Below are 4748 nucleotides of genomic sequence, written 5' to 3'. Positions count from 1 at the left end.
GTTCCGCGAACGCGGATGCGTCCACTGCCTGGCCCGCGACGCGGGCATCTCCCAGGCCACCGGCTACCGCTACCTGCACGAAGGCATCAGCGTCCTCGCCGATCAGGCCCCCGACCTGCACGAAGTCCTGGACCGCTGCCGACGCGAGGGCATGACCCACGTGATCCTCGACGGCACGCTCATCGAAACGGACCGCCTCGCCGGTGTCCGCGACAACGGCAACGACCTGTGGTTCAGCCAGAAACACAAGGCATTCGGCGGGAACGTGCAGTTCCTGTCCGCCCCGGACGGCACCCCGTTGTGGGTCTCCGACGTCGAGCCCGGCTCCACCCCCGATATCACCGCTGCCCGTATCCACGTGCTCCCCGCGCTGTACAAGGCGGCGGCCGACGGCCTGCCCACCCTGGCCGACAAGGGCTACATCGGCGCCGGGATCGGCGTCCGCGTCCCGGTCCGCCGCCCGAAGGGCCAGTCGGAGCAGGCCCTGCACGCCGACACGCGAACCACGAACAGCCTGATCAGAGGCATCCGAGCTCTCGGCGAACGCGCCGCAGCCGAGCTCAAACAGCGCTGGCGCACCCTGCAGTACATCACCCTCAGCCCCAGCCGGATCGGCGACATAGCCCGCGCCGCCCTCGCCCTCAACAGAATCTGGAAATGACCACCGCTGAGAAAACGTCAGTGGGGCCAGGTGTTCGGCGACGAGGTCCTCGCCACCGCTATCCTCGACCGCCTCCTGCACCACTGCGAAGTGATCTCCATCAACGGCCCCAGCTACCGGCTGAAGAACCGCCTCAAGGCCATCGAACGGGAGAACGAGGTGGCCTGACTGATTGTTTCAGGATGGCAGCTGACCGATCACTCGTCCTCAAGCCGATGGAAGACGTCATCAAACTCACCAGCATCGAGTAGTCCCCTGATCACCCAGGTCATGCTGTTGATACCGGGCTCAGGCACGATCAGGCCATCCGAGCACCAGAAGTAGCCGCCGCCCAGGGCTTCACCGTTTCGAGACCAGTTCTTCATCAGGCGCTCGACCTCGGCGACGGTGAACACCGTTGCGCTCCACCGAGATCCATCCGTCAGCCGGACCTCGACGTCGACATTGCACACCGAGTCCAGGTCCTCGTCAGGGCCGGGCAAGAACAATGCCTCAAAGTCCTCCGTGCGAACCCGATACCAGGGCTCATCCCACCCTTGCACGACCGGTTCAGCCAATGTGCTGCGACTCATCATGCGAGTGTCCCTGATCAGGGCATCGGCCTCAATCGAGATCCGCTGCCGTGCTGCCGGCCGCGGACAGAGCTGGGGACGTTCATCCGTACGCAACTGGGGAGGAAAGTCCGTACGCCGACATCTGGCACAGCTCGTCGCTGGGCGTCTTGCCGGACTCCCGTATCACCTGCCGCGTGGTGCGCCCCTCCTTGAGGGAGGCGTCCGGGCGAGCCTGAGCCGACGCCTTGATCCGGTCCGAGGTGGGCGCTGTGGGCGCCGTGTCCGGCGCGGACCACAGCAGGATCACGCCGGCGACGACGGCCGCGCACACGAGGGCTGCGGCGGCGGCTTTCCCCCCGACCGACATGGGCCGAGAGGCTAGCAGCCGGGGAAAAGACCAGGTCAGGCCCATCGGAGTACAGTGGGACACGCGGAGTTCTCTGCGGGCTGCAAGGAGCGAGGCATGATCCATTCAGCCGATATCCGCGAGTGGCGCAACCGCGACGTGATCGATCCCCAGGGCCACAAGATCGGGGCCCTGGAAGGGGTCTACGTGGACACCACCACCGACGCGCCGTCCGTCGCCACCGTCCGCACCGGACTGCCCACCCGGCAGCGCCTCGTCTTCGTCCCCGTCGACGAGGCGACCCTGGGACCCGGTTACGTGCGGGTGGCGTACTCGAAAGGGCGGGTGCGGAAGGCACCGTCGATGGGCACGGACGACGTCCTGCCGGCCGACCGGGAGGAAGAGATCTTCAAGCATTACGACAGGCCCTACAAGCCCCGCGCCGACCGCGGACGCCGCCTCGCGCGCCGCTGACCACCGGCCGAAGGAAGTGAGCAGCCATGTTGGCGCTCTTCCTGTTCCTGATCCTCGTCGCGGTCGTCCTGGGGCTCGTCGGCGCGGTGCTGAAGGGGCTGTTCTACCTCCTGATCATCGGCGTGGTGCTCTTCGTGGCCGACCTCGTGCTGCTGGGCGCGCGCTGGTCCCGGCGATCGCACCGGCACCTCGTCCGGTGATGACGCCACGCGCGGGCCGTTGGCCTTTACGGGGCCGTTTCCGGGGGGCACCGGCGTCCGCCGAGACGGGCGGCGCCGATGATGTCGGTCTCGTCGCCGATGGCAGACTCTCCGCTGGCGGGGTCGCCGGCGACGATGACGCGCGCCATGTCGAGGCCGTCGAGCGTCCGATCCGGGCCGCCGCCTCGGCCGAGCAGGGCTGGTGGGACGGGGTCCTGCCCGACTGCTGGCTGCCGGCCGAGTGGCCGAAGACGCCGAGGCTGCCACCGACTACTGGCTGTCCAACCTGCCGGCCGACACCCCGATCGCCGACCTGGTCCGCCTGGCCAAGGTCCGCCGGGGCATCGAGCACGACTACCGCGAACTCAAGCACGGCCTGGGCCTGGACCACTTCGAGGGCCGGTCCTGGCCCGGTCGGCACCACCACGTCACCCTCGTGACCGCCGCCCGCGCCTTCCTCACCGAACAGCGCCTGGCCCCAAAAGCACCCGCACCGGGCTCACCCTCTACCGGATCCTCGATGCACTCCAGAACACCCTGAGGTGCTGGACCTGCACCTGCACCACCTGCCACCAGCCCCTCCTCAGCAGGACACACACGACACCAAGACCGAGACAGACCTAACGGAGTCCTGTAGGCGATGCGAAGGCGGCACGCCTCTCGGTAGGCGTGAACGGGGCCGAACGCGTCCTGGAGCTAGGCGCGGGCGTAGTCGGGGCCTGCCGCGGGCCTCAGGACGCGTCCCGCCCTTGCAGGGCGTCGTCAAGGGCTTCGAGCGCTGTGCCGGGGGGTGGTGACGGCGACGGGGGTGCCGCGGGCATCGACGGCCCGTGCGTGCGGGCCGTCGGCGTGGATATCAGCGGGTGCGAGGACGTCGTGGCAGCGCACGCTGTTCTGCGGGCGGCGCGGGCCCCGTGGGGACACACGGGCACGTGGTGGTGGGTGTGCCTACGCTGGAACCGGAGTCCAACCCTCCTTTCTGTCGAGCAGGGACGAGGAGGCAAAAAGTCATGGCAAAAGTGCTCTTCATCGTGAGTGGGGCGGCGTACTGGGTGCTCAAAGACGGCACCAGGCATGCGACGGGCTACTGGGCCGAAGAGTTCGCGATGCCGTACAAGAAGATCACGGAGGCCGGACATGACGTCGTGGTCGCGACACCGGACGGCGTGGTTCCGAACGTCGACATGATGAGCCTGCGCCCCTCCATGGCAGGCGGCGAGGACGGGGCCCTCGAACTGGAGGCCATCATTCGTTCTGCGGAGGTGATGCGGCGGCCCCTGAAGCTGTCGGACGTCCGTCTGGAAGACTACGACGCGGTGTACCTGCCCGGCGGCCACGGTCCGATGGCGGACTTGGCGTTCGACGCCGACGCCGGCCGACTGCTCACGGCGCAGCTCGCCTCGGGCAAGCCACTGGCGATCGTGTGCCACGGCCCTTCCGCGATGCTGGCCACCAGGATCCACGGTGAGTCCCCTTTCAAGGGCTACCGGGTCACATGCTTCACCGACGAGGAAGAGGAGGCCGTTGGCCTGGCCTCCAGGGCGCCATGGCTGCTGGAGACCGAGTTGAAGGAAAAGGTCGGCGTCGACTTCAGCCGCGGCCCCATCTGGGAGCCGTACATGGTCGAGGACCGCAACCTCATCACCGGGCAGAACCCCCACTCCGCCGCGGTTCTGGCGGACCGGCTGCTGGAACTCCTCAAGTGAGCCATGCGAAGGCTGGCCGAGTCAGCGGACCAGGGCGACGGTGACAAGAAGCCGCCTTGCCCCCGGTGCCTGCCGGGCACGGCAGGCACCGGCAGGAAGGAAGCGTGATGGAGATCGAAGGATCGGTCGCCCTGGTGACGGGGGCCAATCGCGGCATCGGCCGCGCGTTCGCCCGCGCGCTGGTCGAGCACGGCGCGAGCAAGGTCTACGCCGCCGTCCGCGATCCGGCGAGCGTGAGCGATGAGGACCTCATCCCGCTGCGTCTGGACGTCACCAGGCCCGAGGAGGTAGCCGCGGCAGCCGCCGCCGCGGGTGACGTCACCATTGTGATCAACAACGCCGGCGTCGGAGGTTTCGGCACCAAGCTCCTGACGGGCTCCTTCGACGGCGCACGCCAGGCGATGGAGATCAACTGCTTCGGCACCTGGGCCGTCTCCCGTGCCTTTGCCCCCGTCCTGGCCCGCAACGGCGGCGGCGCACTGGTGAACATGCTGTCGGCCGCCTCCTGGACCTCGCGGCCGGACTACCCCGGATATGCGGCTTCCAAGGCAGCCCAGTGGTCGTTGACGGGCGCGTTGCGGCAAGGCCTGCGTGAACAGGGAACGCTCGTGGTCGGCGTCCACGCCGGTTTCGTGGAGACGGATCTCAGCTCCTTCACGGACGCGCCGAAGATCAGCGCGGCCGACGTCGCGGAGCAGACCATGGAAGCCCTGGCGAACGACCGGGTGGAGGTCCTCACCGACGAGCGGACCAGGCAGGTCAAGCACGCCCTGTCGCAACCGCCCGAACGGTGAGCAGACGCCGGCC

Annotated in this window: 7 protein-coding genes and 2 pseudogenes; 7 read left to right on the top strand and 2 right to left on the bottom strand. The window is 68.4% G+C overall.

The features are described 5' to 3' along the window. Together RH94_RS15270 and RH94_RS15265 are read left to right on the top strand one after the other, a co-directional pair. Positions 1-661: transposase family protein (locus tag RH94_RS15270; RefSeq protein WP_073948142.1), on the top strand; the 661-nt coding region annotated here is incomplete at its 5' end. Positions 662-682: 21 nt separating this feature from the next. Next, positions 683-829: pseudogene (locus RH94_RS15265) on the top strand (ATP-binding protein); the annotation flags it as partial. 29 nt (positions 830-858) lie between these two features. Here RH94_RS15265 and RH94_RS15260 read toward each other — a convergent pair. Then, positions 859-1233 carry a hypothetical protein gene (locus tag RH94_RS15260; protein ID WP_073948143.1) on the bottom strand — a complete coding sequence of 125 codons (375 nt, stop codon included), beginning with the start codon at positions 1231-1233 and terminating at the stop codon, positions 859-861. Between the two features lie 82 nt (positions 1234-1315). After that, on the bottom strand, positions 1316-1582 hold the full coding sequence (locus RH94_RS15255) for a hypothetical protein (protein WP_073948141.1): 267 nt from the start codon (positions 1580-1582) through the stop codon (positions 1316-1318). 96 nt (positions 1583-1678) lie between these two features. Between RH94_RS15255 and RH94_RS15250 the strand changes: the two genes are divergently transcribed. The 5 genes and pseudogenes from RH94_RS15250 (at position 1679) to RH94_RS15235 (ending at position 4735) form a co-directional block, all read left to right on the top strand. Beyond that, positions 1679-2035 (top strand): PRC-barrel domain-containing protein, encoded by a 357-nt coding sequence (locus RH94_RS15250; protein ID WP_073948140.1) that lies wholly within the window; start codon positions 1679-1681, stop codon positions 2033-2035. A 26-nt stretch (positions 2036-2061) separates the two neighbouring features. Continuing rightward, the gene (locus tag RH94_RS41395; protein ID WP_199880964.1) at positions 2062-2235 is read left to right on the top strand and encodes a hypothetical protein; all 174 of its coding nucleotides are present in this window, start codon (positions 2062-2064) and stop codon (positions 2233-2235) included. 164 nt (positions 2236-2399) lie between these two features. Then, a pseudogene (locus RH94_RS15245) lies at positions 2400-2776 on the top strand (IS701 family transposase); the annotation flags it as partial. A gap of 469 nt (positions 2777-3245) precedes the next feature. Beyond that, positions 3246-3941 (top strand): type 1 glutamine amidotransferase domain-containing protein, encoded by a 696-nt coding sequence (locus tag RH94_RS15240; protein ID WP_073948139.1) that lies wholly within the window; start codon positions 3246-3248, stop codon positions 3939-3941. Between the two features lie 107 nt (positions 3942-4048). Further along, complete coding sequence (locus tag RH94_RS15235) at positions 4049-4735, top strand: SDR family oxidoreductase (protein WP_073947122.1); 687 nt, start codon at positions 4049-4051, stop codon at positions 4733-4735. The last annotated feature ends 13 nt before the right edge of the window (positions 4736-4748 follow it).

Origin of the sequence: Streptomyces kebangsaanensis (assembly GCF_001906585.1) — a bacterium.
GTDB lineage: Bacteria > Actinomycetota > Actinomycetes > Streptomycetales > Streptomycetaceae > Streptomyces > Streptomyces kebangsaanensis.
Note: the sequence above shows the minus strand (reverse complement) of the source record. Positions and strands in the feature narration are given on the sequence as shown.

Bases quoted from the DNA above. Each gene is read 5' to 3' on its own strand.
- RH94_RS15260 (WP_073948143.1), bottom strand. From the start codon at position 1,233: ATGAGTCGCAGCACATTGGCTGAACCGGTCGTGCAAGGGTGGGATGAG.
- RH94_RS15255 (WP_073948141.1), bottom strand. From the start codon at position 1,582: ATGTCGGTCGGGGGGAAAGCCGCCGCCGCAGCCCTCGTGTGCGCGGCC.
- RH94_RS15250 (WP_073948140.1), top strand. From the start codon at position 1,679: ATGATCCATTCAGCCGATATCCGCGAGTGGCGCAACCGCGACGTGATC.
- RH94_RS41395 (WP_199880964.1), top strand. From the start codon at position 2,062: ATGTTGGCGCTCTTCCTGTTCCTGATCCTCGTCGCGGTCGTCCTGGGG.
- RH94_RS15240 (WP_073948139.1), top strand. From the start codon at position 3,246: ATGGCAAAAGTGCTCTTCATCGTGAGTGGGGCGGCGTACTGGGTGCTC.
- RH94_RS15235 (WP_073947122.1), top strand. From the start codon at position 4,049: ATGGAGATCGAAGGATCGGTCGCCCTGGTGACGGGGGCCAATCGCGGC.